The 25,718-nt window shown below is 72.9% G+C and carries 23 protein-coding genes and 1 pseudogene; 16 read left to right on the forward strand and 8 right to left on the reverse strand.

Annotation, left to right across the window (positions count from 1 at the left end; translation table 11 throughout):
- Positions 1-521: 521 nt before the first annotated feature.
- The gene (locus tag H613_RS0113850) at positions 522-1,331 is read right to left on the reverse strand and encodes a DUF3109 family protein (RefSeq protein WP_026924278.1); all 810 of its coding nucleotides are present in this window, start codon (positions 1,329-1,331) and stop codon (positions 522-524) included.
- Between the two features lie 220 nt (positions 1,332-1,551).
- On the opposite strand from H613_RS0113850, the gene H613_RS26520 reads away from it, so the two are divergent.
- The 4 genes from H613_RS26520 to H613_RS0113870 all read left to right on the forward strand — a co-directional run bounded on the left by H613_RS26520 (position 1,552) and on the right by H613_RS0113870 (position 5,956).
- Positions 1,552-2,349 (forward strand): sugar phosphate isomerase/epimerase family protein, encoded by a 798-nt coding sequence (locus tag H613_RS26520; RefSeq protein ID WP_035738117.1) that lies wholly within the window; start codon positions 1,552-1,554, stop codon positions 2,347-2,349.
- 222 nt (positions 2,350-2,571) lie between these two features.
- Positions 2,572-3,663, forward strand: coding sequence for a DegT/DnrJ/EryC1/StrS family aminotransferase (locus H613_RS0113860; RefSeq protein WP_026924279.1), 1,092 nt, complete (start codon positions 2,572-2,574; stop codon positions 3,661-3,663).
- On the forward strand, positions 3,660-4,670 hold the full coding sequence (locus H613_RS0113865) for a Gfo/Idh/MocA family protein (protein WP_026924280.1): 1,011 nt from the start codon (positions 3,660-3,662) through the stop codon (positions 4,668-4,670). Before H613_RS0113860 ends, H613_RS0113865 begins: the two co-directional genes overlap by 4 nt.
- 2 nt (positions 4,671-4,672) lie before the next feature.
- Positions 4,673-5,956: a nucleotide sugar dehydrogenase gene (locus H613_RS0113870; protein WP_026924281.1), complete on the forward strand. Its 1,284-nt coding sequence runs from the start codon at positions 4,673-4,675 to the stop codon at positions 5,954-5,956.
- A 76-nt stretch (positions 5,957-6,032) separates the two neighbouring features.
- On the opposite strand, the gene H613_RS0113875 is transcribed toward H613_RS0113870, so the two are convergent.
- Both H613_RS0113875 and wecB read right to left on the reverse strand, forming a co-directional pair.
- Positions 6,033-6,650: an acyltransferase gene (locus H613_RS0113875; protein WP_026924282.1), complete on the reverse strand. Its 618-nt coding sequence runs from the start codon at positions 6,648-6,650 to the stop codon at positions 6,033-6,035.
- Between the two features lie 186 nt (positions 6,651-6,836).
- Positions 6,837-7,922, reverse strand: a complete 1,086-nt coding sequence (gene wecB / locus H613_RS0113880; protein WP_026924283.1) for a non-hydrolyzing UDP-N-acetylglucosamine 2-epimerase — start codon at positions 7,920-7,922, stop codon at positions 6,837-6,839.
- A gap of 343 nt (positions 7,923-8,265) precedes the next feature.
- Between wecB and H613_RS0113885 the strand changes: the two genes are divergently transcribed.
- The 12 genes from H613_RS0113885 to H613_RS0113940 all read left to right on the forward strand — a co-directional run bounded on the left by H613_RS0113885 (position 8,266) and on the right by H613_RS0113940 (position 19,628).
- Positions 8,266-9,774: a glycosyltransferase family 4 protein gene (locus H613_RS0113885; RefSeq protein WP_156926023.1), complete on the forward strand. Its 1,509-nt coding sequence runs from the start codon at positions 8,266-8,268 to the stop codon at positions 9,772-9,774.
- Positions 9,767-10,981, forward strand: a complete 1,215-nt coding sequence (locus H613_RS26525) for a glycosyltransferase (protein WP_211234822.1) — start codon at positions 9,767-9,769, stop codon at positions 10,979-10,981. Before H613_RS0113885 ends, H613_RS26525 begins: the two co-directional genes overlap by 8 nt.
- The gene (locus H613_RS0113895) at positions 10,978-11,514 is read left to right on the forward strand and encodes a hypothetical protein (protein WP_026924285.1); all 537 of its coding nucleotides are present in this window, start codon (positions 10,978-10,980) and stop codon (positions 11,512-11,514) included. The genes H613_RS26525 and H613_RS0113895 overlap by 4 nt, the downstream gene beginning before the upstream one ends.
- A 50-nt stretch (positions 11,515-11,564) precedes the next feature.
- Positions 11,565-12,830, forward strand: a complete 1,266-nt coding sequence (locus H613_RS26530; RefSeq protein WP_169731998.1) for a glycosyltransferase family 4 protein — start codon at positions 11,565-11,567, stop codon at positions 12,828-12,830.
- A gap of 29 nt (positions 12,831-12,859) precedes the next feature.
- Entirely contained in the window at positions 12,860-13,396 is a 537-nt protein-coding gene (locus H613_RS29315; protein WP_026924286.1) for a hypothetical protein, read from the forward strand.
- Positions 13,393-14,730 (forward strand): glycosyltransferase, encoded by a 1,338-nt coding sequence (locus H613_RS0113910; protein ID WP_026924287.1) that lies wholly within the window; start codon positions 13,393-13,395, stop codon positions 14,728-14,730. The genes H613_RS29315 and H613_RS0113910 overlap by 4 nt, the downstream gene beginning before the upstream one ends.
- Positions 14,727-15,323: a hypothetical protein gene (locus H613_RS29320; protein ID WP_051393340.1), complete on the forward strand. Its 597-nt coding sequence runs from the start codon at positions 14,727-14,729 to the stop codon at positions 15,321-15,323. Before H613_RS0113910 ends, H613_RS29320 begins: the two co-directional genes overlap by 4 nt.
- Positions 15,324-15,443: 120 nt before the next feature.
- On the forward strand, positions 15,444-16,364 hold the full coding sequence (locus tag H613_RS0113920) for a proline dehydrogenase family protein (RefSeq protein ID WP_026924288.1): 921 nt from the start codon (positions 15,444-15,446) through the stop codon (positions 16,362-16,364).
- A gap of 91 nt (positions 16,365-16,455) precedes the next feature.
- Positions 16,456-17,991 (forward strand): hypothetical protein, encoded by a 1,536-nt coding sequence (locus tag H613_RS0113925; protein WP_156926025.1) that lies wholly within the window; start codon positions 16,456-16,458, stop codon positions 17,989-17,991.
- A gap of 670 nt (positions 17,992-18,661) precedes the next feature.
- On the forward strand, positions 18,662-18,865 hold the full coding sequence (locus tag H613_RS0113930; RefSeq protein ID WP_026924290.1) for a helix-turn-helix domain-containing protein: 204 nt from the start codon (positions 18,662-18,664) through the stop codon (positions 18,863-18,865).
- Positions 18,866-19,165: 300 nt separating this feature from the next.
- Positions 19,166-19,267, forward strand: coding sequence for a 30S ribosomal protein bS22 (locus H613_RS30115; RefSeq protein WP_081687713.1), 102 nt, complete (start codon positions 19,166-19,168; stop codon positions 19,265-19,267).
- A gap of 43 nt (positions 19,268-19,310) precedes the next feature.
- On the forward strand, positions 19,311-19,628 hold the full coding sequence (locus H613_RS0113940) for a DUF2516 family protein (protein WP_026924291.1): 318 nt from the start codon (positions 19,311-19,313) through the stop codon (positions 19,626-19,628).
- Between the two features lie 115 nt (positions 19,629-19,743).
- Here H613_RS0113940 and htpX read toward each other — a convergent pair whose 3' ends face one another.
- The 5 genes and pseudogenes from htpX to nuoK form a co-directional block, all read right to left on the reverse strand.
- Entirely contained in the window at positions 19,744-20,601 is an 858-nt protein-coding gene (gene htpX, locus H613_RS0113945; RefSeq protein WP_026924292.1) for a zinc metalloprotease HtpX, read from the reverse strand.
- 114 nt (positions 20,602-20,715) lie between these two features.
- Positions 20,716-22,119 carry an NADH-quinone oxidoreductase subunit N gene (locus H613_RS0113950; protein ID WP_026924293.1) on the reverse strand — a complete coding sequence of 468 codons (1,404 nt, stop codon included), beginning with the start codon at positions 22,117-22,119 and terminating at the stop codon, positions 20,716-20,718.
- Positions 22,119-23,525: a complex I subunit 4 family protein gene (locus H613_RS0113955; RefSeq protein ID WP_035738124.1), complete on the reverse strand. Its 1,407-nt coding sequence runs from the start codon at positions 23,523-23,525 to the stop codon at positions 22,119-22,121. The genes H613_RS0113950 and H613_RS0113955 overlap by 1 nt, the downstream gene beginning before the upstream one ends.
- Positions 23,525-25,294 (reverse strand): NADH-quinone oxidoreductase subunit 5 family protein, encoded by a 1,770-nt coding sequence (locus H613_RS32390; protein ID WP_026924295.1) that lies wholly within the window; start codon positions 25,292-25,294, stop codon positions 23,525-23,527. Before H613_RS32390 ends, H613_RS0113955 begins: the two co-directional genes overlap by 1 nt.
- Before the next feature lie 44 nt (positions 25,295-25,338).
- Positions 25,339-25,641, reverse strand: a pseudogene (gene nuoK / locus H613_RS32395) (NADH-quinone oxidoreductase subunit NuoK); the annotation flags it as partial.
- Between the last annotated feature and the right edge of the window lie 77 nt (positions 25,642-25,718).

Below are 25,718 nucleotides of genomic sequence, written 5' to 3' on the forward strand. Positions count from 1 at the left end.
AGGCGTCGGCGAGGGATCGCGATGACCGGCAGGGCAAATCAGTGGCCGATCGGCAGGTCAGCCGTCGGCTGTGCTCGCCTGTGGATTCTATCAGCCCTGACATCGTGTCCGTTTGCCCCGACTTTGCCCGGCATTCACCTGAGGACACTGCGAAATCGCAGCTCGGCCTCCCCTCGCCGAGTCCTAGGCAGCGGGCGACGCACTGCCCAATGCGACCAGGAAGGATGCCTCACATTCGCGGTTCAGCGGAGATGCTTCCTTCCTGTGCCAGAGGTCGGCGGCTGTTTTCCCTCACGCGCGGGTCAGCGCTCGAACCCGACACGGAGAAGCCCGCCGCGCACTGCTTCCCCTCGCGCGCGGGTCAACGTCCATACCGAGCAGGCCGTCATCCGGGCGCTCATGCTTCCCCTCGCGCGAGTCAACTGCAGGACACTGTTCAGCCTGCTTTCCCTCGCGCGCGGCTCAGCGACGGCGTCCCGGAAGACGATGCTCAGCATCCACCGCCTCCCTTCGCACCCAGGTCAGCGGCGGCGGGGGGCGTCGAGTCGTTCCAGCGCCCGGGCGCTGGCCGGGTGCGGCGCGAGCTGGCCGTGCTTCTCGCGTTCGGCGCACAGCTCCGCCAGCCGCTCGTACGCCGCCGAGCCCAGCAGCTCGATCAGCTCGGTCCGGTAGGAGCGCCACACCGGTTCGGCGGCCGTGTGCGCCAGCGGCGAGCCGGTGCACCACCAGTCGAAGTCGTGGCCGCCCGGCCCCCACGAGGCCCGGTCGAACTCGGTGATGAGGGTGACCTCCACGCTGGTGCCGTCGGCGCGGTGCTCGGTCTTGAAGTCGCGCTTGACCGGCAGCTGCCAGCACACCTCCGGCTTGTACTCCATCGGGTGGACCCCGTCGCGCAGCGCCTGCTGGTGCAGCGCGCAGCCCGAGCCGGTGGGAAAGCCCTCGCGGTTGTGGAAGACGCAGGCGCCGTCGACCACGGCGGTCTTCCGAGCCGGCTCCTCCACTCCCTCGTCGTTCTCGAGGGTGTCGTCGACGATCGTGTCCTTCCACCGCCGGTGCAGCTGCCACGTCTCGGGCGTGAGCTTCTTCGCCGCCCGGCGGGTGCGCGCGATGTCCTCGTCGTCGGTGTAGAACGCCCCGTGGAGGCAGCAGCCGTCCGCAGGCCGCCCGAAGTCGATCCCCGGGCACCCGCCGGCCTCGGGGGCCCTGCCGAACACGCACCCCCAGCGCGAGAGCAGCCACGTCAGGTCCGCCCGGATCAGCGTCTGCGGGTCCTCGGGATCGAAGAACTCGACCCATTCGCGGTCGAAGTTCGGCTCCACCTCGTCGGTCATCGGTCAACCGTACCCACCGGAGCCGCTCCGGGGGCGCATGCGCGGCGGAGCCGGAGGCGCCGGTGTCCAAGCCCGCCCGCGCGGCGCGGCGTACCCGGCTGCACCGAGCCGTCGAGAACTCGGGAGGAGGGTCCGCCCGCCACGGGTGCACCCCGTTCCACCGAGCCGTCAAAAGCCCGGGAGGAGGGTCCGCCCGCGCGGCGCGGCGTACCCTGGTGTGGTGACCCAGTCCGTCCCGGTTCTGCTCTCGACCACCTCCGTCTACCCCGAGCCCACCTCGGTGGGCTTCGAGCTGGCCGCCGAGCTGGGCTACGACGGCGTGGAGCTCATGGTCTTCACCGACCGGATCTCGCAGGACCCGTCCGCGGCCGCCGGCCTCTCGCGCCACTACGGCGTCAAGATCGGCGCCGTCCACGCCCCCTGCCTGCTGGTCACCCAGCGCGTGTGGAGCGCCGACCCCTGGACGCGGCTGCGCCGGTCGGTCCAGGCCGCCGAATACCTCGACGCGCCCACCGTCGTCATCCACCCGCCGTTCTCCTGGCAGCGCGACTACGCCAAGAAGTTCTCCGCGGTCCTCGACAGCCTCAAGGCCCGGTACCCGGACATCACCATCGCCGTGGAGAACATGTTCCCGCTCAAACTCGGCAGGCGCAAGCTCGTCCCCTACAGCCCCCACTGGGACCCCACCCGCCACGGCTACGACGCCTACACGCTCGACCTGTCCCACTGCGCCGCCTCGGGCGCCGACGCGCTCGCCATGGCCGAGCGCATGGGCGAGGGCCTGCGGCACATCCACCTGTGCGACGGCACCACGCCCGGCTCGGACGCCCACATGGTGCCCGGCCGCGGCACCCAGCCGTGCGCCGAACTCCTCGGCAAGCTCGCCGCCGCCGACTGGGACGGCTCGGTCACCCTCGAAGTCAACACGCGCAAGTCCGGCAACCGCTCCCGCCGCGCCGACGATCTCGCCGAGTCCCTGCACTTCGCCCGCAGCGGCCTCACGGCCGCCAGCGCCTGAGCCTCCTCTCCCCAGCGGTTCCCCGTCCGAGGCGGTCTCGCGTTTCTCGCCGTTGCGCAGCGAACGGGCCGCCGGTCCCCGCATCATGGACGCCGGGTGAACTCCACCGGATCCGGACCGGTCGCGGCCCTGCCCCGGCCATCGTGAGTTCCACCCGGGTTCACGTCCGCGGATTACCGTTTGCGGCCGTCGCTGATCCACAGAACCGACTGAGGTGGCCCAATGACAACCGAGGAACGCACATTCATACCGCCGGCCAGACCGGTCATCGGCCAGGCCGAGATCGACGCGGCCGTGGCCGTGCTCCGATCGGGGCAGGTGGTGCAGGGCCCGGAGGTGGCCGGGTTCGAAGCGGAGTTCGGGAAGGTCGCCGGCACCGGGCACTGCGTGGCGGTGAACTCGGGGACCTCGGCGCTGCAACTGGCGCTCATGGCGCTCGGGATCGGGCCGGGCGACGAGGTGATCGTCCCCTCGTTCTCGTTCGCCGCCTCGGCGAACGCGGTGCGCCTGGTCGGGGCCGAGCCGGTCTTCGCCGACATCGAGCCGGGCAGCTTCTGCCTCGACCCGGACGCGGTCGCCGCACTGGTCGGGCCGCGCACGGCCGCGGTCATGCCGGTGCACCTGTACGGGCACCCGGCCGACCTGCGCCGCCTGCTGCCGCTGGCCGAGCGGCACGGCCTGGCCGTGGTCGAGGACGCCTGCCAGGCGCACGGGGCCGAACTGGACGGGCGTCCGGTCGGCTCGTTCGGCGCGGTGGGGGCGTTCAGCTTCTATCCGACGAAGAACATGCACGCCCTGGAGGGCGGCATGGTCACCACCGACGACGCCGCCCTGGCCCGGACGCTGCGGCTGCTGCGCAACCAGGGCATGGAGCAGCGCTACGCCAACGAGATCGTGGGCGCGAACATGCGCATGACCGACGTGGCCGCCGCGATCGGCCGCGTCCAGCTGCGGCGGCTCGATGAGTGGACCGAGGCGCGCCGCGCGAACGCCGCCTTCCTCGACAATGCCGTCACCGCCGCGCTCGTCCCGCCGGTGTCGCCCGGCGCCCGGCACGTGTACCACCAGTACACCGTCCGCGTCGAAGGCGACCGCGACGCCGCCCGGGAGCGGCTCCAGGCCGCGGGGGTCGGCAGCGCGGTCTACTACCCGACGCCGATCCACCGCCTCGCCCCGTACGCACAGGCGCGCGCGGACCTGCCCGAGACCGACCGGGCGGCCGCCGAGGTGCTGTCGCTGCCGGTGCATCCCTCGCTGTCCCCCGGCGACCTCGACCGCGTCGCGGCCGCGGTGAACGCCTTGGAGCGGCCATGAGCGGAGCACCGCACCTGCGCGTCGGACTGGTGGGCCTGGGCGCGATGGGCCGCAACCACGCCCGCGTCCTCGGCGGCCTCGACGGCGTCGAGCTGGCCGGCGTGGCCGACCCGGTCCCCGACAAGCGCTTCACGCTGCCGGGGGTGCCCGCGGTCGAGAGCGTCGCGGAACTCGTCGATCTCGGCATCGACTACGCGGTGGTGGCCTGCCCGACCGCGTTCCACGAGTCGGTCGGGCTGGCCCTGGCCGAGGCCGGCGTGCACACGCTGATCGAGAAGCCGCTGGCGCACACCGTCGCGGCCGCGCGCCGCCTGGCCGAGGCGTTCGGCTCGCGCGGCCTGGTGGCCGGGGTGGGGCACATCGAGCGGTACAACCCGGCGGTCGTCAGCCTCCGCTCCCGGCTGGAGTCCGGTGAGCTCGGCGAGGTATTGCAGGTGGTGACGCGCCGCCAGGGGCCCTTCCCGCACCGCATCGCCGATGTCGGCGTGGTCAAGGACCTCGCCACGCACGACATCGACCTGACCTGCTGGGTCACCGGGCAGTCGTACGAGTCGATCACCGCCCGGACCGTCTCGCGCTCGGGCCGCGAGCACGAGGACCTGCTCTCGGCCATCGGGCACCTGACCGACGGGGCGATCGCGAACCACTCGGTGAACTGGTTGAGCCCGTTCAAGGAGCGCACGACGGTCGTCACCGGCGACCGCGGCTGCTTCGTGGCCGACACCCTCACCGGGGACCTGACGTTCTACGCCAACGGCGTCGAGCACACCGAGTGGGAGGCGCTGCGCGCGTTCCGGGGCGTGTCCGAGGGCGACATGGTCCGCTACGCGATCCGCAAGCGCGAGCCGCTCCTGGTCGAGCACGAGCACTTCCGCGACGCGGTCCTCGGCCTCGACAACGACGTCGTCGGCCTCGCGCAGGGCCTGGCGACCGTCGCGGTCTCCGACACGATGCTGCGCTCGGCCGAGCTCGGCCGGACCATCGCGATTTCGATTGGAAGTGAGTGAGCATGCGGATCTGCGTCGTCGCCCTGGGAAAGATCGGGCTGCCGCTGGCCGTGCAGTTCGCCTCCAAGGGCCACCAGGTCGTCGGCGCCGATGTCGACGAGCGCGTGGTCGACCGGGTGAACGAGGGCATCGAGCCGTTCCCCGGCGAGCACGGCCTCGCCGAGCGGCTCCGTGACGCGGTCGCGAGCGGGCGCCTGCGGGCCACCGTCGACACCACCGCGGCCGTCCGCGAGGCCGAGGCCGTCGTCATCGTCGTGCCCCTGTTCGTCGACGCCGACGGCGTCCCCGACTTCGGCTGGATGGACGGCGCCACCGAGGCCGTCGCCGCGGGCCTGCGGCCGGGCACGCTGGTCTCCTACGAGACGACCCTCCCGGTCGGCACCACCCGCGGCCGGTGGGCCGCCATGCTCGAGGCCGGCTCGGGCCTGGCCGCCGGTGCCGATTTCCATCTCGTCTTCAGTCCCGAACGCGTCCTCACCGGCCGCGTGTTCGCCGACCTCGCCCGCTACCCCAAGCTCGTCGGCGGCCTCGACGACGCCTCGGCGCTGGCCGGGGTCCGGTTCTACGAGGCGGTGCTCGACTTCGACGACCGGGACGACCTGCCCCGGCCGAACGGCGTGTGGGACCTCGGCTCGGCCGAGGCCGCCGAGATGGCCAAACTCGCCGAGACGACCTACCGCGACGTCAACATCGGCCTGGCCAACCAGTTCGCGCGCTTCGCCGACCGGCACGGCCTGGACGTCATGAAGGTCATCGAGGCCTGCAACTCCCAGCCCTACTCCCACCTCCACCGGCCCGGCATCGCCGTCGGCGGCCACTGCATCCCGATCTATCCGCAGATGTACCTGTGGAACGACCCCGAGGCCACCATCGTGCGCGAGGCCAGGCGCGCCAACGCCGCCATGCCCGCCTACGCCGCGGGCGTCCTCGCCGCCGCCTACGGCGACCTGACCGGCGCGGGCGTGCTCGTCCTCGGCGCCGCCTACCGCGGCGGCGTCAAGGAGACGGCGTTCTCGGGAGTGTTCGGCCTGGTCGAGTCCCTGCGCGAGCGCGGGGCGGTGCCGTTCGTGTCCGACCCGATGTACACCGGCGCCGAACTCGAGGCCGAAGGCCTGCCCGCCCACCGCGGCGAGAGCGTCACCGCCGCGGTCGTCCAGGCCGACCACGCCGAGTACCGGGCCCTGAGCCCGGCCGACCTGCCCGACGTGAAAGTCCTCCTCGACGGCCGCCGCGTCACCGACCCGGCCGCCTGGCGGGGCCGCCGCCACATCGTCATCGGCGGATAGCCGCCCGGGCGCCGCAGATTTCCCGACGAAGACGGCTCCGGGCATCGGCCGGTGGCCGCCCGGGGCGCCGCGCGCCTCAGCCCGCGCGGCGCTCGCGGTCCTCCTCGGCCAGGCGCCCGTCCGCTTCGCGGTAGCGCTCGCCGGTCTGCGGGCACACCCACACGCCCGGCTCGGCCGGGTCGGCCTCCAGCTTCGCCCCCGAGCGGCCGACCCATCCGGCCCGCCGGGCGGGCACGCCCATGACCAGCGCATGGTCGGGCACGTCGCCGGTCACCACGGCCCCGGCCGCCACCATCGCCCAGCGTCCGACGCGGATCGGCGCGACGCAGACCGCGCGGGCGCCGATGGAGGCGCCCTCGGCGACGTCCACCCCGACGGCCTCCCAGTCGTCGGCGCGCTTGAGTCCGCCGTCGGGGGTCACCGCGCGCGGGTTGCGGTCGTTGGTCAGCACGGCCGCCGGGCCGACGAAGACGCCGTCCGCGAGTCGCGCCGGCTCGTACACCAGCGCGTAGTTCTGGAGCTTCACGTTGTCGCCGATCCAGACGCCGGTGCCGACGTAGGCGCCGCGCCCGATCACGCAGTCGGCGCCGAGCCGCGCCTGCTCGCGGATCTGGGCGAGCTCCCAGACGCTCGTGCCCTCGCCTATCTCGGCGCTCTCGTGCACCTGCGCCGTTTCCTGAACCCTGTAGGACATTGGTCGCCTTCTGCTGTCGGGGCGGATTGAAGGAGCGATTATACGGACGCCGTCTCCCTTGCGCGGCGAGTCGGCGACAATCGCATTCCGAATGAACCGGAAAGGAAATTCCCGTGAATTCGATCGCGGCGCCGAATGCGTCGCCCGATGCCGCGAGGAGCGGGCGGCGATTCCGGAGCCTCGAATTCAGCGGTGCTCCTCCAGCACACTCACCACGCGCCGCGCCGCGCGCCCGTCGCCGTAAGGCTCGGTCCGCGCCGACCGCGGCGCTGGCCGGGTCGCGGTCGAGCGCCACTGCGCCCGATCCATGCCTTCGGGATGGGGGACCAGCACATTCCAGCCGTCGTCGAGCGTCTCGACCCATTCGGTCTCGGCCCGCAGCGTGGTGCAGGGCCGCTCCAGCAGGAACGCCTCCTTCTGCAGGCCGCCGGAGTCGGTCAGCACCCCCCGCGACGCCAGCACGGCCGCGACCAGGTCGCGGTACGGCAGCGGCGGGACGACCGCGACGGCGCCGACGGCCAGCTTGAGCCCGTGCTCCTCGGCCTTGGCCGCCAGGCGCGGGTGCGCGGGCAGCACCACCGGCACCGGCAGGTCCGCGAGCGCGCCGATCAGGGCCGCGAGCCGGTCGGGGTCGTCGGTGTTCTCGGCGCGGTGCAGCGTCGCCACCAGGAACGGCGCCGCGGCGTCGACGCCGTCCGGCAGCGGCGGCCGCGCCCGTCCGCCGTCGAGGACCGCGTCGCGGGTGTGGAAGCACACGTCGGTCATCACGTCCCCGACGCGCACCGCCCGCTCGGCCAGGCCCTCGCGCGCCAGGTGCCGCATGGCCTCCTCGGTCGGGGCCAGCAGCAGGTCGGCGCAGTGGTCGGTCATGACCCGGTTGTGCTCCTCGGGCATGCGCCGGTTGAACGAGCGCAGTCCGGCCTCCAGGTGAGCGAGGGGCAGATGCTGCTTGACCGCCGAGAGCGCCCCGGCGATCGTGGAGTTGGTGTCGCCGTAGACGAGCACCCAGTCGGGCCGCTCGGCCTCCAGGACCGGGTCGAGCGCGGCCAGCATCGCGCCGGTCTGGGCGCCGTGGGAACCGGAGCCGACGCCGAGGTGGAAGTCGGGGGCGGGGATGCCCAGTTCGGCGAAGAACGCGTCCGACAGCCTGGAGTCGTAGTGCTGGCCGGTGTGGACGATGCGGTGCGTGTGGCCGGTGCCGGCGAACGCCCGGGCGATCGCCCCCAGCTTGACCAGCTGGGGCCGGGTGCCGACGATGCTGACGACTTTCACTGGCGGTTCCCTCCGGGACGGGTGCGTGGCGGTGCGGTGCCGGTCGCCGTATGGGACGAAACCGTCCACCGTCGTGCGGAGCATATATGAGAATGGCAGCGATGAATTCTTCCTCCTTTTTCAGAGAACGGCGAGTGAACCGCCAGGGTTTGTAGGATATGAATTGCCAGAAAGGGCCTGCTTTCAGGAAACGGAGAGTGAACCGGCGCGGTTTGTAGGATGTGCCTCGCCGGAAAGGGTCGGCCGCCGCGATACCGGGCGCCGACGCATTCCTCAGCCGTAGAACCAGGCGCTTCTCCACGCCTCGCAGGGAATTGAGAACGCCGCCAGAGCCGGAGCAGTTGTGAACCATTCTCGAAAACGCATCGTGATGCTGGTGCAGAACGGTGTCGTCGGCGATTCCCGCGTCCAGAAGGAGGCCGAATGGGCGGCCGAGGCGGGCTGGGACGTCGTCCTGCTCGGCCGGGCGCCGAAGAAGCGAGCCGAGGAGTGGACGCTCGGCAAGGCCACGGTGCGGCTCGTCCCCGTCGTCGGCGTCCTCGACCGGCGCCGCCACGAAGTGCGCGGCGGCCGCCTGCGCAGCCCCCTGGCCTACCCGCCCGGCCCGCTCGAAGCCCACCGGCGCCGGCAGCGCCGCGTCTGGAAGGCCGAGATCGACCAGCTGCGGGCCCGCCGCGCGATCGAACCGAGCGCCGCGCTCCGCCTCGAACTTTTCGCCCGCCGGGCCCACTACGCCGTCGTCGGCGCCTGGGTCGAGGCCCGCTGCGAGCGGAGCAGGCGGCTGCGCGAACGCCGCAAGCACGCCTCGGGCCGCATCGACCGCCTCAGCGCCAGAGCCTGGCGGGCGCTCCTCGGCGACCGGGCCTGGCGCCGCCTCGACCCGTCCCTGTGGGAGCTCGAACTCGCCTTCGGGCCGGTCATCGACAAGCTCAAGCCCGACCTGATCCACGCCAACGACTTCCAGATGCTCGGCGTCGGCGCCCGCGCCAAGGTGCGCGCCCTCGCCGCCGGACGGCCCTGCGCGCTCGTGTGGGACGCCCACGAGTTCCTCCAGGGCATGCAGTCGTGGAAGCCCCACCCCTGGTGGCTCCCGGCGCAGCAGGCCCACGAACGCGAGTACGCCCCCCGCGCCGACGCCGTCGTCACCGTTTCCGAACCGCTGGCCGACCTGCTCGTCGACGCCTACGCGCTGCCCGAGCGGCCCGCCGTCGTCATGAACGCCCCGGACGTCAGGGACGCATGGGAGCCCGCGCCGAGCCTGCGCGAGCACTGCGGCATCGACCGCCGCACCCCCCTCATGGTGTACTCGGGCGCGCCGCTCGAACAGCGCGGCATGCACCTCATGGTCGAGGCGCTGCCGTCGCTGCCGGAGGCCCACGCCGCCTTCGTCGTCTCCAAGCCCAGCTGGCGCTACGTCAAGCGGATACAGGAGCGGGCCGCCGAGCTCGGCGTCGCCGACCGCACCCACGTGCTCACCTACGTCCCCTACCGGCAGATCGTCCCCTACCTCTCGGAGGCCGACGTCGGCGTCCATCCCCTGCGGACCGGCATCCTCAACCACGAGATCGCCTTGAGCAACAAGTTCTTCGAGTACGCGCACGCGCGCCTCCCGCTCGTCGTCAGCGACGTGCGGACGATGGCGGCGGCGGTGCGCGACTTCGGCCACGGCGAGGTCTTCCGCTCCGGCGACGTCGAGGACTTCGTCAGAGCGGCCAAGGCGGTCCTCGCCGACCCCGAGCGGTACCGCGCGGCCTACGACGGCAAGGTCCCGCTGGAGGAGTGGACGTGGGGCGCCCAGGTCGCGGGCCTCGTCGCGCTCTACCGGCGCTGCCTGGGAGGACCGGATGACTGACCGCCGCGCGAGACGGGTCGCCGTGGTGACGCCGTGGTACCCCACCTCCGAGGTCCCCTACCGCGGATCGTTCGTGCGGGCCATGGTCGAGGCGGTCGCGCCCGGCTGCGACGCGGTGACCGTGTACCACCTCGAGCTGTGGGCCGTGCGCCTGCGCGCCGAGCGGCTCGCGCCGATCTGGGAGGCGCAGCGGCGCCTGCTGCCGCGGTCGGTGCCCCCCGTGGCGACGGCGGGCGGCGCGACCCTCTACCGCGTCCCCGCGATGGTGCCGCCCACCGAGTCCTGGGCGGACCGGTCCGACGAGGCCGCGCGCTGGTTCCGCACCGCCCTCGGCGGCGAGGCGATCGACGCCCCCGTCGTCCACGCGCACGTGCCGCTCCTGGCCGGCCACGCGGCCCTCGAGAACTGCGGCCCCGGCGCCGCCGTCTACGCCACCGAGCACTCCTCGTTCCTCGCCGACGTGCTCGCCCAAGGGGACGCCCGGCGGCGCTACGACGAGATCCTGCACCGGCTCGCGGGCTACTTCGTCGTGGGCGAGCCGCTGCGCGCGCTGGTCGCCGCGACCTTCCCCCACCACGCCGACAAGATCGGCCACATCGCCAACCCCGTCGACTTCGGCTCCCGGCGCCCCCGCCCTCCCGCCGGGCTGCGCCGCTGGCTCTCGATCGCCGGCCTGGTGGAACGCAAGCGCATCGACTACCTGCTGCGCGGCTTCGCCCGCTGCCTGGCCGACGACCCGGCGCTGACGCTGACCCTCGCGGGCGACGGCGCGCTCCGGGCCGAACTCGAAGCGCTCAGCGCCGAACTGGGGATCGAGGAGGCGGTCGACTTCCTCGGCGCGGTCGAACCGGCCGACATACCGGGCCTGATGGCCGAGCACGATCTGCTGGTCCACACCAGCCGCCACGAGACCTTCGGCGTCGTCGTCGTCGAGGCCGCGGCCGCGGGCCTGCCCGTCCTCGTCACCCGCTGCGGCGGACCCGAGCAGGTCCTCCGAGGCGTCGAGTTCGAGGCCGGGCAGCTCATCGACGTCGACGACGACCCCGACGTCCTCGTCAAGGGCTTCGCCGAGCTGCGCGGCCGCCACCCCGGCGGCCTCGACCTCGAAGCGGCCCGCGCCCGCCTCCGGCGCCGCTACTCCCACGCGGCGGTCGCCGACCAGCACTACCGGGCCTGGGGATGGACCGCCGAGGAGGGGGAGCGTTGAAGGTCCTGTTCGTCATGCCCTTCGCGAAGAAGTACCGCACCATGCGGACCGAGCCGCGCCTCGCGGCCGACGACGGCCACGAAGTGCACCTGATCGCCGAATTCCGGCCCCACTGGGAACACCACTCGATCGACCCGCGCGTCAACGTGCACTGGCTGCGCACGCACAAGCTGTTCGCCTCCTCCTCGACGCTGGTCACCTGGACCCTGTGCCGCCTCCCGCGCGGCGTGCTGCGCCGCCTGCGGCGCGGCCCGCTCGCGCGGCCCGCCGCCAAGGCCCTGCGCGCGTGGAACCGCAAGGTCGTGAAGCGGATCGAACGCCGCCGCAAGCGGCGCGAGGGGGAACTGCGGCAGCGCCACCGCGTCGCGGTGCTGCGCTCGCTCATGGCCGCACACGACTTCGACTGGCTGGTCCTGCCCGAACCGAGCGCGATCGACCTCCTGGCCGACGACCTGCCCGGCCTGCTCGAACGCCGCCCGGACCTGCGCACCACCTACGCCTATGAGGATTTCCTCGCGGAGACGCGGGCATGAGCGCGACGAGCCCCGCCGAATCCCCGAGAAACGCCCGTGACGGAGCGCCCATGAAGGAGACTCAGAGCATGGAGCGGCGGATCCTCGGCCCGGCGGACACTGACGCGTCATCGCCCGCCGCGGCAACCGGTCGGGAGCGGCACGTCGCGGTCGTCACCCCGTGGTACCCGGACGCGGAGGCGCCCTACAACGGCGCCTTCGTCGAGGCGATGGTCGAGGCCGTCGCGCCACGGCTCGACCGGATCGACGTCTACCACGTGTACGGATGGCAGATCCGCGGCAACGCGGCGCAGCGGCGCTCCAGCTGGGACCTCCAGGAGCGGCTGCTGCCCCGCTCGGCCCACCCGGTCCCCGGCGTCGGCGGATCGGCGCTGCGCCGCATCCCCGCGCCGGTGCCGCGCACCAAGGACTGGGCCGTGCACGCCGAGACCTCCGCGGCATGGCTCGGCAAGGCCCTCGGCGGCAGGCCGATCGAAGCGCCGGTCGTCCACGCCCACGTGCCGATCCTCGGCGGCCACGCCGCACTGGAGCACTGCCTGCCGGACGCCCGCGTCTACCTCACCGAGCACTCCTCGTTCCTGGAGACGGTGCTCGCCCAGCCCGCCGCCAGGGACCTGTACGACCGGGCCATGGACCGCTGCGCCGGCTTCTTCGTGGTCGGCGCGCCCCTGCGGGAGCTGATCGGGCGCACCTTCCCCCACCACGCCGACAAGATCCGGTACATCCCCAACCCCGTCGCGTTCGACACCAGGCGCGAGCACCCGCCCGCCCGGCTGCGGCGGTGGCTGTCGGTGGCCGCGCTCTCCGAACGCAAACGCGTCGGCTACCTCCTCGACGGCTTCGCCCAGTGCCGCGCCGACGAACCGGACCTGCACCTGACCGTCGCGGGCGAGGGCCCCCTCCGAGCCGAGCTCGAAGCCCGACGCGACGACCTCGGCCTGGCCGGCGCCGTCGACTTCCTCGGCGCGGTCGAACCGGCCGACATACCGGGCCTGATGGCCGAGCACGACCTGCTGGTCCACACCAGCCGCCACGAGACCTTCGGCGTCGTCGTCGCCGAAGCCCTCGCGGTCGGCATTCCGGTCCTGGTCAGCCGCTGCGGCGGGCCCGAGCAGATCCTGGAGGGCGCCGAGGACGACGCCGGCCAGTTCTTCGACGTCGACGACGATCCCCTCGCCCTGGTCGAGGGCTACCGGCTCCTGCGCGAACGCCACCCCGAGAAGACCGACCTCGACCGGGTGCGCGAGCTCCTGCGCGGCAGATACTCGCCCGAAGCGGTCGCCGACCGCCACGTCCGGATCTGGTACGGCGAGTGACCGCGGCGAGCACGAATGGAGCCCCGCCGATGAACGTCGTGTTCCTGGCCCCGACCAGCCGCCGCCGCAGGGCGCTCGCGATCGAGACCGCCCGCGCGGCCGACGAGGGCCACCACGTGCTGCTCGTCACCGAGCGTGGCTCGGCGTGGCAGGGCGGCGGCCTCGACCCCCGCGTGCGCGTGCACGTGATCGCCACCGCGCACCTGCGCGCGACCGAGCGGCGGACGACGCGCCTGTTCGGCCGCCGCCTCCCCCTCGGCCTGCTGCGCCGCATCGGCCGCGGCCCGCTGCGCCGCCCGGCCGACCGCCTCGCCCGGAAGTGGCGCTCGACCGTGGTCCGGCGGCTGGACAAGCGGCTCGACGCACGCACGCGAGTCCTCCGGGAGCACCGCAAGACCGAGCGGACGGCCGAGGAGTGCACCGGCTGGAACCCCGACTGGATCGTGCTGTGCGAACCGGTGGCGCTGCGCCGGTGCGCCGGATTCCTGCCGCCCCTCCTGGACGAGCGCCCCGACGTCCGCACGTCCTACATGTTCGAGACGCCGCTGGAACGGAGCCGCTCATGAGCATCAGCGCTGCTCGCCGTCCCCGCCTGCTCTACCTCGCGTTCTACTTCCCGCCCTCGCGCGCCAGCGGCGTCTACCGCGCCCGCGCCACCGCCAACCACTTCGCGGCCGCGGGCTGGGACGTCACCGTCATGCGGGCGCCCGACCGGTTCTTCGAAACGGTCACCGGTTCCTCCGACACCGCGCTGACGGACACGGTGGACCCCGCGATCGACGTGGTGCAGGTCCCGATGAGCCTCTTCGAGTGGGAGACCGACATCGCCAGATACGGGCGCTTCCGCGGCAACGCCCCGATCCTCGCCAAACGCTGGAACGACTGGCAGCAGCGGCACCTCTTCCCCGAGCGCTACCAGTCCTGGGCGCGCCACTGCGTCGCCGAAGGACGGCGCCGCCACCGCCGGGGCCGCTTCGACCTCATCATCGCGACCGGCAACCCGTTCGCCGCCTTCGGCGCCGCCTGGGCCCTCTCGCGGCTCACCGGAGCGCCCTACGTCGTCGACTACCGCGATTCGTGGACGCTGGACCTGTTCGCGGGCGCCGACGCCTTCCCGCCCGGGCACCCCGCCTGGAAATGGGAGCGGCGGGTGCTGCGCCGCGCCGCGGCGTCCGTGTTCGTCAACGACGCGCTGCGCGGATGGCACGCCGAGCGCTACCCGGGCGCCGCCGACCGGATGCTGGTGGTGCCCAACGGCTGGGACCCCGACTGCCTCGACGCGGGCGACGTCGCCTCGGGAGCGGACCGGCCGCTGTCCTACGCCTACGTCGGCACGCTGACGGCGAACCAGCCGGTCGGGAGCATGATCGAGGGCCACCGGACCATGCGCGAGCGCGGCGACCACGCCGACGCCGGCCTCGACCTGTACGGGCACCTCGGATTCTTCACCGGCAGCGCCGAGCAGCTCCGATCCAAGCTGGGCCTGGAGTTCGACGAGCCCGACGCGCCCGGCCTCCACTACCGGGGCCCGGTCTCGAAGGCCGCCGTCGGCGAGGCCTACGCCGCCAGCGATGTGCTGGTCTTCCTGGCCGGCGGCTCGAAATACGTCACCTCCGGCAAGGTCTTCGAGTACATGGCCACCGGCAAGCCGATCGTCTCGGTCCACGAGCCCGGCTGCGCCGCCGAGGAGCTGCTGCGCGACTATCCGCTGTGGTTCGACCCAGGCAGCCTGGAGCCGTCCGACGTCGCCGCGGCCATGGCCGCCGCGGGTGACGCGGCGCGCAAGGACGACCCGGCCACCGCCGAGCGGGCGCGGGCCTACGCCGCGTCCTTCACCAGGCACCGCGCCCTGGAGCCGTTCGAGCACTGGGCGCGCGAGCGGATCGGAGCGCGGCGATGACGACCGAAGCGGCCCGCCCCGAGCGCGAAGTGGTCGTGGTGTTCCGCAAGGCCGCCGTCGAACGCGTGAACGCCTACGCCGACTACGCGTGCTCGCGCGGCGTCGACCTGACCGTGGTCGCCGCCGACGGGCAGGGCTGGAAGAACGCGCCCCCCTTCGACCCGCGGGTGCGGGTGCGCTCGCTCGCCCGCCTCGAGAACACCGGCCCGGGCGTGTGGACCTACTGCATGCTCGTCGAGCGCGCCCCCCAGTCGCTGCTGCGGCGCCTCCGATCGCGTCTGCCCGGCCGGGCGGGCCGGGCCGCCGAGAAGCTGCGCCGCCTCCACCGCAGGATCGCCGGGAAGCTGCGCCGCCACGTCTTCTGGCCGGTCTACCGCCCGCTGCGCCCCCAGTCGGTGCGGCGCCGGGCCCGCCGGAGCCTGCCCGGCCTCGGGTTCGAGGCCGCCACGAGGGTCATCGTCGCCGACGAAGCGGCGGTCCCGTTCGGCTGGATGCTGACCAGGCGCTACCCCGGCCTGGAGGTGACGCGGACGCTCGACAGGGCCCGCCATGAGCACCGGCCCCTCCTCGAACCGATGCAATCCCAGAGCTGAGCGCCGCGCGGCGTTCGAAACATCGATCCATGTGACTTCGGCCCTTCGGTGGTGATGTCTCCGCTCACGCGTTATGTCACCGTGACCCGATACCGAACTGTGGGAGGATACGCTGCCAGCATGCTGCGTTCTGTCATTCTCGCCGCCGCCCGGTCATCGAAGATCGAGCGCCTCGTAGGAACCGCGCCGGTCTCCCGGTCGCTCGTCCGCCGGTACGTGGCGGGGGAGACCACCGCCGACGCGGTCGCCACCGCCAAGGCCCTGGCCGCCGACGGACTGCTCGCCACGCTCGACCACCTCGGCGAGGACACCGTCGTCGCCGAGCAGGCGAGGGCCACCAGGGACGAGTACGTGCGCCTGCTCGCGGCCCTGGAGGCCGAAGGGCTCTCGGGGACCACCGAGGTCAGCGTCAAGCTCTCGGCGGTCGGGCAGCGCATCGACACCGAGCTCGCCTACGACCTGGCCCGCGAGATCTGCGCGGTCGCCGCCGAGTCGGGGACCACGGTCACCGTCGACATGGAGGACCACACGGTCACCGACTCCACCCTGGAGATCGTCTCGCGCCTGCGCGAGGACTTCCCCGCCACCGGCGCGGTCCTCCAGGCCTACCTGCGCCGCACCGAGGACGACTGCAAGTCCCTGGCCACCGCGGGCTCGCGCATCCGCCTGTGCAAGGGCGCCTACAAGGAGCCCGAGTCGGTCGCCTACCAGCGCAGGCTCGACGTCGACCGGTCCTATGTGCGCTGCGTCAACGCGCTCATGGCAGGCGAGGGCTACCCGATGCTCGCCACGCACGACCCGCGCCTGGTCGAGATCGCGATCGACCGCGCCCGCTGGTTCGACCGCGAGCCGGACTCCTTCGAGTTCCAGATGCTGTTCGGCATCCGCCCCGCCGAGCAGCTGCGCCTGGCCGCCGAGGGCTACCGCATGCGCGTGTACGTGCCCTACGGCGACCAGTGGTACGGCTACCTGATGCGCCGCCTGGCCGAGCGCCCGGCCAACATGGCGGTCTTCGCGCGGTCCCTGTGGACCAGGTCCTGAGCGCTTCGCCCGCGCACTGTGGAGGCGAGCCGCGCCATCGGCGCGGCCTCGTGTCTCGCGGCTTGAGCGACCGGCGACTAGAGTTGCGAGGGTGACTCAAGCCCCCGAGGAGTTCCCCCAGGAAACGCCTGCGCGACACCCCGGCACCGAGGCCAGGCCCGCCCCGCGCGTCCCCGCCCCGCGGCCCTCGCCCGACGAGGCGGTGACCCCCGCCCCGGTCGACGCGCCCCCGCCGGTCGAGATGGTCCCGCCGCCGCCCGGCTACCACCCCCCGCAGTGGTACGCGCCCCCGCGGCCCGATCCGCGGCGCTCCCGGTGGACGACCGCCCTCGTCGTCCTCGCCCTGGTGGCCGCCTCGGTGCTCGGCGGGGCCCTGGCGGGCGGCTGGAGCCCCGGGCTGCCCCAGGCCGAGACCGGCACCATCGAGGGCGCCCCCGTCGCCCCCGGCGAGGGCACGATCCCCAGCCCCGGCCCCGACGCGCCCGAGAGCGAGGTCCTCGCCTACCTCAAGGAGCAGGCGCAGCTGGTGCTCGACGCCCACGCGCAGTCGCTCATCGACGGCAGCCTCGACGGCTGGCTCGCCGCCTACGACCCGACGCTGCACGAGCAGATGACCACCAGGTACGAGACGCTGCGGTCGATGCAGGTCAGCCGCTTCGACTACCGGGTCACCTCCGGGCCGCTGGAGGACGACTCCGCCGCCGTGCCGCTGTACGAGGTCGGCGTCGCGGTCAGCTACTGCTTCGTCGAACCGGCCGCGGAGTGCGCCCCGGCCGACGTCGTGTTCCGCACCTTCTGGCGCGACGGCGACGAGGGCATGGTCATGGTCGAGGTCGAGAACTCCTCGGGGGCGGACGGCCCGCATCCGTGGGAGACCGACGCGCTCGTCGCGGCCGTCGGCGACCGCACCGTCGTCGCCGTCCCCACCGCGATGGAGGACCGGCTCCCCGACGCTCTGTCGATCGCCGAGGACGCCGCGAAGAACGCCGACAAGTGGGCCCTGTGGGAGGTCCCCGACCGGTACGTCATCTACATCTCCGGCGATGAGGAGTTCGAGGTCTGGTTCGGCGGGATGTTCGAGACCCAGGACGTCCTCGGCTTCGCCCTGCCGCTGCCGGGCACGGTGGACGGCGAGCGGCAGCCCTCCACGTACGCGACGGTCATGAACGTCGACCGCACCGGCTGGGGCTACGACCTCACCTCGGTGATCCGCCACGAGCTCGGCCACGCCGCGACCCTGTGGGCCGCGCCCTCCGAGCGCTACACCGACGAGACGTGGTGGATGGTCGAGGGCATCGCCGAGTACATCGACCACGGCGACCGGCCCCTCGACGAGTACGAGCGCATGTGGGACGTGGAGGACTACGTCGCCCAGGGCGGGTGCGAGGACGAGGTCCTGCCGCCGGACGGGGACGACGACACGCTCGCCGGCTCGGGCAAGTACGGCTGCGCGTTCCTCGGCGTGGACTACATGATCGACGCCTACGGCCAGGACGCCTTCGCCGAGTGGTTCGGCGCCACGGTCCGGGAGGGCGGCTCGGCCGCCGACACCGCCGAGGCGATCTTCGGCAAGAGCTACGCGGCGCTCATGGACGAGATCACCGGCTACATCGCCGACACGGTCTGAGCCGGTCCCGAGCCGCCGGTCGAGGGGCCCGCGCGGCGCGGAGCAGCGGTCACCGGCCGCATCGCCGACACGGTCGGCATGCCCGGAGCCGCCGACCGAAGGGCCTGCGCGGTGCGGGGCATCCGCCGGTGGGGCCGCCCGCCGCAGGAGCGCTGGGCGGGTCCGCGCAATGCGGAGCGTCCGCGGTGGGGGGAGCCGCTCGCCGCGGGGGTTCCGGGCGGACCCGAGCGATGTGGAGCGTCCGCGGCGGCGGATGATGATGCCGATCGCTCCCACGTCCTGAAAATCACCGAGGGTGATTGAATGAGTCGAGTCCCAGGTCACAGACCCGACGGTACGGGAGTGAGGAGATTACGACCTTCAGCGCCCAGATCAGCCTAGACCGCCTGTTGCCCAATGAGGCGGACTGTCGTAACATGAGCAACATCCCAATCGAAAGACATCAACGTCACGGACAGTGACGACCGACTTGTTTCGGTTCATATGGGCATTCGCGTCCACCGCACCTCTAATACATCACAGAACCCCACTCAAGGCGACGCCCGCGATCCGCGGGCGGGCGCCCTCCCGGCGAAGCTTGCGAGCCGCAAGTTAGCCCAGTCGGCGAAGCTTGCGAGCCGCGCAAGTTAGCCCAGTCCTCGCAACAGCCCTCGACAGAACGGTGAGACACATGAGCGAACCCGGGGACCTCCTCGACGAGGTCAAGTTTTTGACGGTGACGGAAGTGGCCGACCTGATGCGCGTCTCGAAGATGACGGTCTACAGGCTCGTCCACAACGGTGAGATCGCGGCGGTGCGGGTGGGGCGCTCGTTCCGCGTCCCCGAAAGCGCCGTCAAGACCTACCTCTCCGAGGCGCTCCAGACCGACGACTGACCGCGGCGCTCGCACAGGCGAGCCCCCGGACCGACGACGGTGACGCCGCTCAAAAGGCGAACCCCGCAGCACGACAACCGGCAATGCCGCTCAAAAAGTGAGACCTCGTGACCGACACCGGTGACGCCGCCCAGGCGGCCCGCCTCTCCCGTTCGGATTCGAGTTGCCGACCCCCGGCCCCGTCCGCGCATCCGCTGTGACGGGGCCTTCGGCCGCCCGCTCCCCGCTCGGTGCCCGCTCGGGCGGCGAGCTAGGCTGGTCGGGCTCGAAAGAACCTACCGATATCTGCGAGGAACCTGTATGGGCTCGGTCATCAAGAAGCGACGCAAGCGCATGGCGAAGAAGAAGCACCGCAAGCTGCTGCGCAAGACCCGCGTGCAGCGTCGCAAGCTCGGCAAGTAACCGAGACGACCGGCCCTGGGCCTCAGGCGGGTAGGGTGGTGCCATGCCAGAGTTCGAAGCCGCCGCGTTCGCTTTCGAAATCCGTACCTGGGTCTGGGTGATCATCGGCTACGGAGCCGCGCTCCTGTCGCTCATCGCCTCGGTGCACTGCGCGGTGCAGAAGCCCGAGGCGTTCAACGCCATCAACACGCTCTCGAAGGGCACCTGGCTCGGGCTCCTGGTCATCAGCTTCGCGATGTCGCTGTTCTTCGGCGGCATCGGCGGTCTCGGCATATTCGGCCTCATCGCCATGGCCGCCGCGCTCGTCTACCTGCTCGACATCAGGACCAGCATCAAGGACATCGGCGGCAGCGCTTACTGACCGATCCGAGGTTCCATATCCGGAGGTGCGGGACATCGGCGGCAGCGCCCACTGACCGACCTCCCAGGTCTGCTCACGAGACGGCACCCGTCCGCCCGGCGTTCGCGAACGGCCCCTACCGCACCACGCCCCGCGCCATGTCGCGCAGCCGCGCCACGCGCTGCTCCGTCGGCGGGTGCGTCGAGAACAGGGACGAGAAGCCGCCGCGCAGCGGCGACTCGATCATCAGGTGCGCCTCGCCGGCCAGCGGGCTGTCGGCGCGCGCCGGCATCCGGTCGACCCCGGCCGAGATCTTCTGGAGCGCGCTGGCCAGCGCCAGCGGGTCGCCCGTCAGCCGCGCCCCCGAAGCGTCGGCCTCGTACTCGCGCGAACGGCTCACGGCCATCCGGATCAGCCCGGCCGCGATCGGCCCGAGCAGCATCGTCAAGATGAGCACGAGCGGATTGGGGCCGTTGCGGTCCCCGCCGAAGATCGGGATGAACCAGGCGATGTTGGCGAGGGTCGTGATGATGCCCGCCAGCGCCCCGGCCACCGACGAGATGAGGATGTCGCGGTTGTACACGTGCGACAGCTCGTGGCCCAGGACGGCCCGCAGCTCCGCCGGGGTGAGCAGCCGCACGATCCCCTCGGTGACGGCGACGGCCGCGTGCTCGGGGTTGCGGCCGGTCGCGAACGCGTTGGGCTGCATGGTCGGGGCGACGTAGAGCCGCGGCATCGGCTGGTCGGCCCGCTGCGAGAGCTCGCGCACGGTCGCGTACAGCTGCGGCGCCTGCGCCTCGCTCACCGGCTTGGCCCGCATGGAGCGCAGCGCCAGCTTGTCGGAGTTGAAGTAGGCGAAGACGTTGATGCCGACGGCGATGATCCCGGCGATGATGACGCCGGTGGAGCCGCCGAAGGCGTACCCGATGGCGATCACCAGCGCCGTCAGCGCGCCGAGCAGGACCGCGGTCTTCAAGCCGTTGCGGTGTTTCATGGTGTTGCGATTTCCCCCTTTACGCGGACGAAACGCCTCGCGTACCCGCCAGTATTCCTATGTGAGCTGGGAGGCCGGTGGGAAATCGTTGGGAACCCGCGATGAGCTGGGAGATCACCGGGAAAGCGCCGTGAACTCCAGCACGGCCTGCGGCGCCAGGCTGATCGCCACCAGCACCGCCCCGATCGCCAGCACGGCGACGGGGAAACGGCCCTTCGCGGCCGCCGGGCCGCGCCCGAGCAGGACCGTGCGCGCCAGCGGCAGGTAGTAGCCGAGCCCGACGACGGCCCCGGCGGCCACGACGACCGCCAGCCACACCGCCGAGCCCGCGAGCCATTCGAGGACGGCGACCTTCGCGAACGTCCCGGCCAGCGCGGGCGGCAGCCCCGCCAGGCCGACCACCGCGACGAGCAGCACGGCCGCCCGTCCCGGGGCCGAGCGCCACAGGCCGCCCAGGTCGGCGACGGCGCCGCCGTCCCCGTCCTCGCCGCGCACGGCCGTCAGCGAGGCGAACGCCCCGGCCTCCAGCAGCACGAAGAACACCGCGTACGCGAACGCCGCGGCCGAGGCCGCCTCCGCGTCACTGCGCCCGGCGGCGGTGGCGAGCGCGGCCAGCGGCGCGAGCACGTACCCGGCGTGGGCGATGCCCGACCACGCCAGGAGCGCGACGGTGCGGCGCTGCACGAGCGCCGCGACGTTCCCGACCGCGATCGAGCCGACCGCGAGCACCGACAGCACGATCCCGGCCGCGAGCCCGGCCTCCTGCGCCAGAGCGAAGTGGACGACCCAGATGACCGCGACCGCGCCGCCGAGCTTCGAGGCGCTCGCCAGATACGCGGCGACCGGCAGCGGCGCGCGTTCGAGCACCGGCGGCGCCCACGCGTGCAGCGGCACGGCCGCGAGCTTGAACGCCAGGCCCCCGAGCACGAGCGCGACACCGGCGGCGACCAGTCCGGCGGGCGCGCCGCCCAACCCCTCCGCGAGCCCGGCGAAGTGCACCGTCCCGCTCGCGGCGTACAGCAGCGCCGCGCCCATGAGCGCGGTCGCCGACGCGGTGACCGACGCGATGAGGAACGTCACCCCGGCCTCGGCGCCCTCCCGCCCCGGCCTGGCCACCAGCACGTACAGCGGCACGGTCAAGGTCTCCAGCGCCACGATCAACGTCACGAGGTCCCGGCTGCCCGCCAAAGCGATCCCTCCGGCGGCCGAGACCGCCAGCAGGAAGCAGTATTCCGGCGTCTTGCGGCCGCTGACGGCCGCCACCAGCACGGTGAGCGAGGCGAACAGGGCCGCGGCGCCCATCGCGGCGTCGTCGGCGACGAACGAGTGCCACTGCCCGACCGCGAACGTCTCCCGAGTCGGCCCGAAGCCGACCCACACCGCCGCGGCCGCCGAAGCGGCGAGCCCGATCATGGCCACGGCCCCCGCGAAGCGCCCGGCGAACAGCGCCGCGACGGCCGCGGCCGCCGCCAGATACAGCGGCAGCAGCGCGACGTGGTCGATGGTCTGCGCGTGCACTACAGCACCCCCGTAGCGAACAGGTCCAGCACCGGCCCCGGCGCCAGGCCCAGCGCGAGCGTGGCGGCCACCAGCGGCGCCCACACCGCCGCCTCGCCCACCGAGAGGCCGCCGATGCCCGCCACGGCCGCCGTCGGCGCGCCGTGGCTGACGTGCTTCAACATCCGCAGCAGGTAAGCGGCCGTGAGGAACGCGCCGACAGCGGCCACCGCCGCGAGCGCGAACCACGCCCCGCCGCGCTCGGCGGCCGCGTACACCGTGAACGCCTCGCCCCAGAACCCGGCCAGGCCCGGCAGTCCGAGCGAGGCGAGCGACGCGAAGCCCAGCAGCCCCGCGAGCGCGGGCGCGGCCACCCGCAGCCCGCCGAGCTCCGCCAGCCGCCCGGTGCGCGTCCGCTCCTTCACGGCCCCCGCCAGGAAGAACAGCAGCGGCGTGATGAGCCCGTGCGCGAGGTTCGCGAACAGCGCCGCCCGCACCCCCGCCTCGGTGCCGGTGGCGAACGCCAGCACCACGAACCCCATGTGCCCCACCGACGAGTAGGCGATGAGCCGCTTGAGCTCCCCTTGCCCCAGGCACACCAGGCTCGCGACGACGATCCCGGCCGCCGCGAGCACGGCGAGCACCGGCGCGGCATCGGCGGCCCCGTCCGGCGCGATCCCGCCCGCGACGCGGATGAGCCCGTACGTCCCGAGCTTGAGCAGGACGCCCGCCAGCAGCACCGAGCCGACCGTCGGCGCGGCCGTGTGCGCGTCCGGCAGCCACGAGTGCAGCGGCCACAGCGGCGCCTTGACCGCGAAGCCGAGCGCCAGCAGCGCGAACACCAGCAGCGAGACGCCCTCGCTGACGCCGCCGCCCGCGATGATCGCGCCGAGGTCGGCCGTCCCGGCGTCGGCGGCCGCGACGAACAGGCCGGTCGCCATGAGCAGCGACCCGGCGATGGTGAACAGCGCGAACTTGGCCGCCGCGTGCCGCCTCGTCTCGTCGATGCCGTAGCGGTGGACGACCGCCCACATCGGCAGCAGCACCGCCTCGAACGCGATGAAGAACAGCACCAGGTTGTCGGCCAGGAACACCGCCGTGGAGGCCCCCTGGACGGCCAGCAGCAGCGCCGTCAGCGTCGGCGAACCGCCACTGCGGGCATTGTGGACGCAGCACAGGAGGCCGAGCAGCGCCGTCAGCACCACCAGCGGCCACGAGACGCCGTCGACCGACAGCGCGAAGTCGAGCCGGATCGCCGGGGCCCACGCCAGGTCGACCTCATGCCACCAGCCGTCACCACGCCCCAGCGGCAGCACCGCCGCCGCGATGAGCGCGAGCGCCGCCGCTCCGACGCCCACCTCGCCCCGGCGCAGCCACCACGTCAGCGCCGCCCCGACGAGCGGCAGCGCCACGCACGCCACGAGCATCACGTCCACAGGCTCACCCCGATCGCCACGGCCGCCACGAGCAGTGTCCCGGCCGCGCTCAGCCGCAGATGCCGGGCGAGCCCGCCCCGGTGGCCCAGGGCGGCACCGCGTCCCGCCGCCACGGTCGCCCGCGCCGAGCCCTCGACGGCGGCCCGGTCCACCAGCTGCTCATCGAGCACCCGCGCCGCGCCCGAAGCGACCCTCGCCGCGCCGCGCGCCGCCCCGGTGGCCAGCGCCTCGCCGTACAGACCCAGCGCGAAGGCCCCCTTGGCCCTGCCCAGCAGCCGGTTCGGGTCCCGCGCCCGGTCGCGCCACCACGAGTCGGCCACCACGTACAGCCCGCCCGCCGTGGCGATGAGCATGAGCGCCATGAGATCCAGGTGCAGCTCGGGCACGCGCAGCGGCCCCGCGTAGTAGAGCGCGCCCGTCCCGACGGTCGCGACGGCCAGCGTCCACAGCCCGACCGCCTCGGCCCGCGGCGCCGCGAGCCGCGCTCTCGGTCCGCCGCGCCAGAACAGCAGCAGCCACAGCCGCGCCGAATACGCCGCGGTGACGATCGAGGCCACCACGCCCGCCCAGAACACGACGACCCCGGCGGGCGTCCCCGCCTCGTAGGCGGCGCCGAGCACCGCCTCCTTGCTGTAGAACCCGCCCAGCGGCGGCAGCCCCGACATGGCGGCCAGGCCGATCGTCACCGACCAGAACGCCAGCGGCGCCGACCTCGGCCGCAGCCGCGTGGTGGCGAGCGACCCGTCCGTCCCGGCGAGCGCGATGACGACCCCGGCGGTGAGGAACAAGAGCGCCTTGAACGCGGCGTGGGCGAGCAGGTGGAACAGTGCCGTGTCGGCGGCCGAGACCGCCACGGCGGCGAACATGAACCCGACCTGGCTGATCGTCGACCACGCCAGGACGCCCTTGACGTCGGTGGCGGCGAAGGCGCACACCCCGGCGCCGACCATGCCGACCGCGGCCACGACCGCGACGACGAGCAGCAGTCCCTCCGGCCAGACCGGCAGCAGCCGCGTCAGCACGTACGCCCCGGCCGCGACCATCGTGGCCGCGTGGATGAGCGCGCTGACCGGCGTGGGCCCGGCCATCGCCGGAGGCAGCCACACCTGGAGCGGGAACTGCGCGGACTTCCCGACGCACCCGAACAGGATCAGCAGCATGGAAACGGCGGCGACTGCTGAGGAGACCTCGATCTCGCCGATACGGAACGTCCCCGCCGAGACGCCGAGGACCATGACACCGAGCACGAACCCGACGTCGCCGAACCGCGTCACCAGGAACGCCTTCGCGGCGGCTCCGGGTGCGGCCGGGAGCTTCGCGTAATGCGCGATGAGCAGATAGGAGCACGCGCCCATGACCTCCCACCCGATGAGCAGGAACACCAGGTCGTCGGCGCACACGACGAGCAGCATGGCGGCGCAGAACAGGTTCACCTGCGCGGCGAACGGCACATAGCGCGCGTCCTCGCGCAGGTAGGCGACCGAGTAGAGCTGGACCAGTGTGGAGACCAGCGCGCTCGCGATCGCCACGGCGACCGCCGTGGGGGAGAGGTCGAGCGCCGCCGAAACCCGTACCGACCCGAAGTCGGCCAGTGTGAATGCCGCGGCCGGATTGCCGAACGCCGCGACGACGGCGCACACGAGCGCCGCCGCCGGAGTCCCGACCCCCAGCCAGGCCGCGTGCTCGCGGCGGCGCAGCAGCAGCCCGCCCAGCCCTGCCGCGGCGGGCAGGGCCACCAGCGCCCAGGCGATGAAGTCCATAACCGACGGTCCTGCACTTCCCGGCCCTGTGCTTCCTGACTCCGTGCCTCCCGCTCTTCGGCGGGCAGGTCATCGGTGTCGATCGTCGCCCGCGCCCGCCATAGGTTGAGCACGAGCGCGAGTCCGACGCCCACTTCGGCGGCGGCGATGACGACGATGAACAGCGCGAAGCTCTGTCCTGTGTAGGCGTCGCGGACGAGGTCGGTGGTGACCAGCACGAGATGGACGCCGCCGAGCATGAGTTCGGCGGCGGCGAGCTGCAGGACGGCGTTGCGTCTGGTGAGCACGCCGTAGAGGCCGATCGCGAACAGCCCCGAGGCGATGACGTACCCGATCACTGGATGCACGGTGCCTCCAAGGCGAGGGGTAGATCGGTCGTTCGGGGGCACATGGCATCATCTTGGCCCAGGGAGGCCCCGAAAGT

The organism is Glycomyces arizonensis DSM 44726, assembly GCF_000482705.1.
Lineage (GTDB): Bacteria > Actinomycetota > Actinomycetes > Mycobacteriales > Micromonosporaceae > Glycomyces > Glycomyces arizonensis.

Bases quoted from the DNA above. Each gene is read 5' to 3' on its own strand.
- H613_RS0113850 (WP_026924278.1), bottom strand. From the start codon at position 1,331: ATGACCGACGAGGTGGAGCCGAACTTCGACCGCGAATGGGTCGAGTTC.
- H613_RS0113860 (WP_026924279.1), top strand. From the start codon at position 2,572: ATGACAACCGAGGAACGCACATTCATACCGCCGGCCAGACCGGTCATC.
- H613_RS0113865 (WP_026924280.1), top strand. From the start codon at position 3,660: ATGAGCGGAGCACCGCACCTGCGCGTCGGACTGGTGGGCCTGGGCGCG.
- H613_RS0113870 (WP_026924281.1), top strand. From the start codon at position 4,673: ATGCGGATCTGCGTCGTCGCCCTGGGAAAGATCGGGCTGCCGCTGGCC.
- H613_RS0113875 (WP_026924282.1), bottom strand. From the start codon at position 6,650: ATGTCCTACAGGGTTCAGGAAACGGCGCAGGTGCACGAGAGCGCCGAG.
- H613_RS26525 (WP_211234822.1), top strand. From the start codon at position 9,767: ATGACTGACCGCCGCGCGAGACGGGTCGCCGTGGTGACGCCGTGGTAC.
- H613_RS26530 (WP_169731998.1), top strand. From the start codon at position 11,565: ATGAAGGAGACTCAGAGCATGGAGCGGCGGATCCTCGGCCCGGCGGAC.
- H613_RS29315 (WP_026924286.1), top strand. From the start codon at position 12,860: ATGAACGTCGTGTTCCTGGCCCCGACCAGCCGCCGCCGCAGGGCGCTC.
- H613_RS0113910 (WP_026924287.1), top strand. From the start codon at position 13,393: ATGAGCATCAGCGCTGCTCGCCGTCCCCGCCTGCTCTACCTCGCGTTC.
- H613_RS29320 (WP_051393340.1), top strand. From the start codon at position 14,727: ATGACGACCGAAGCGGCCCGCCCCGAGCGCGAAGTGGTCGTGGTGTTC.
- H613_RS0113920 (WP_026924288.1), top strand. From the start codon at position 15,444: ATGCTGCGTTCTGTCATTCTCGCCGCCGCCCGGTCATCGAAGATCGAG.
- H613_RS0113930 (WP_026924290.1), top strand. From the start codon at position 18,662: ATGAGCGAACCCGGGGACCTCCTCGACGAGGTCAAGTTTTTGACGGTG.
- H613_RS30115 (WP_081687713.1), top strand. From the start codon at position 19,166: ATGGGCTCGGTCATCAAGAAGCGACGCAAGCGCATGGCGAAGAAGAAG.
- H613_RS0113940 (WP_026924291.1), top strand. From the start codon at position 19,311: ATGCCAGAGTTCGAAGCCGCCGCGTTCGCTTTCGAAATCCGTACCTGG.
- htpX (WP_026924292.1), bottom strand. From the start codon at position 20,601: ATGAAACACCGCAACGGCTTGAAGACCGCGGTCCTGCTCGGCGCGCTG.
- H613_RS0113955 (WP_035738124.1), bottom strand. From the start codon at position 23,525: ATGCTCGTGGCGTGCGTGGCGCTGCCGCTCGTCGGGGCGGCGCTGACG.
- H613_RS32390 (WP_026924295.1), bottom strand. From the start codon at position 25,294: ATGGACTTCATCGCCTGGGCGCTGGTGGCCCTGCCCGCCGCGGCAGGG.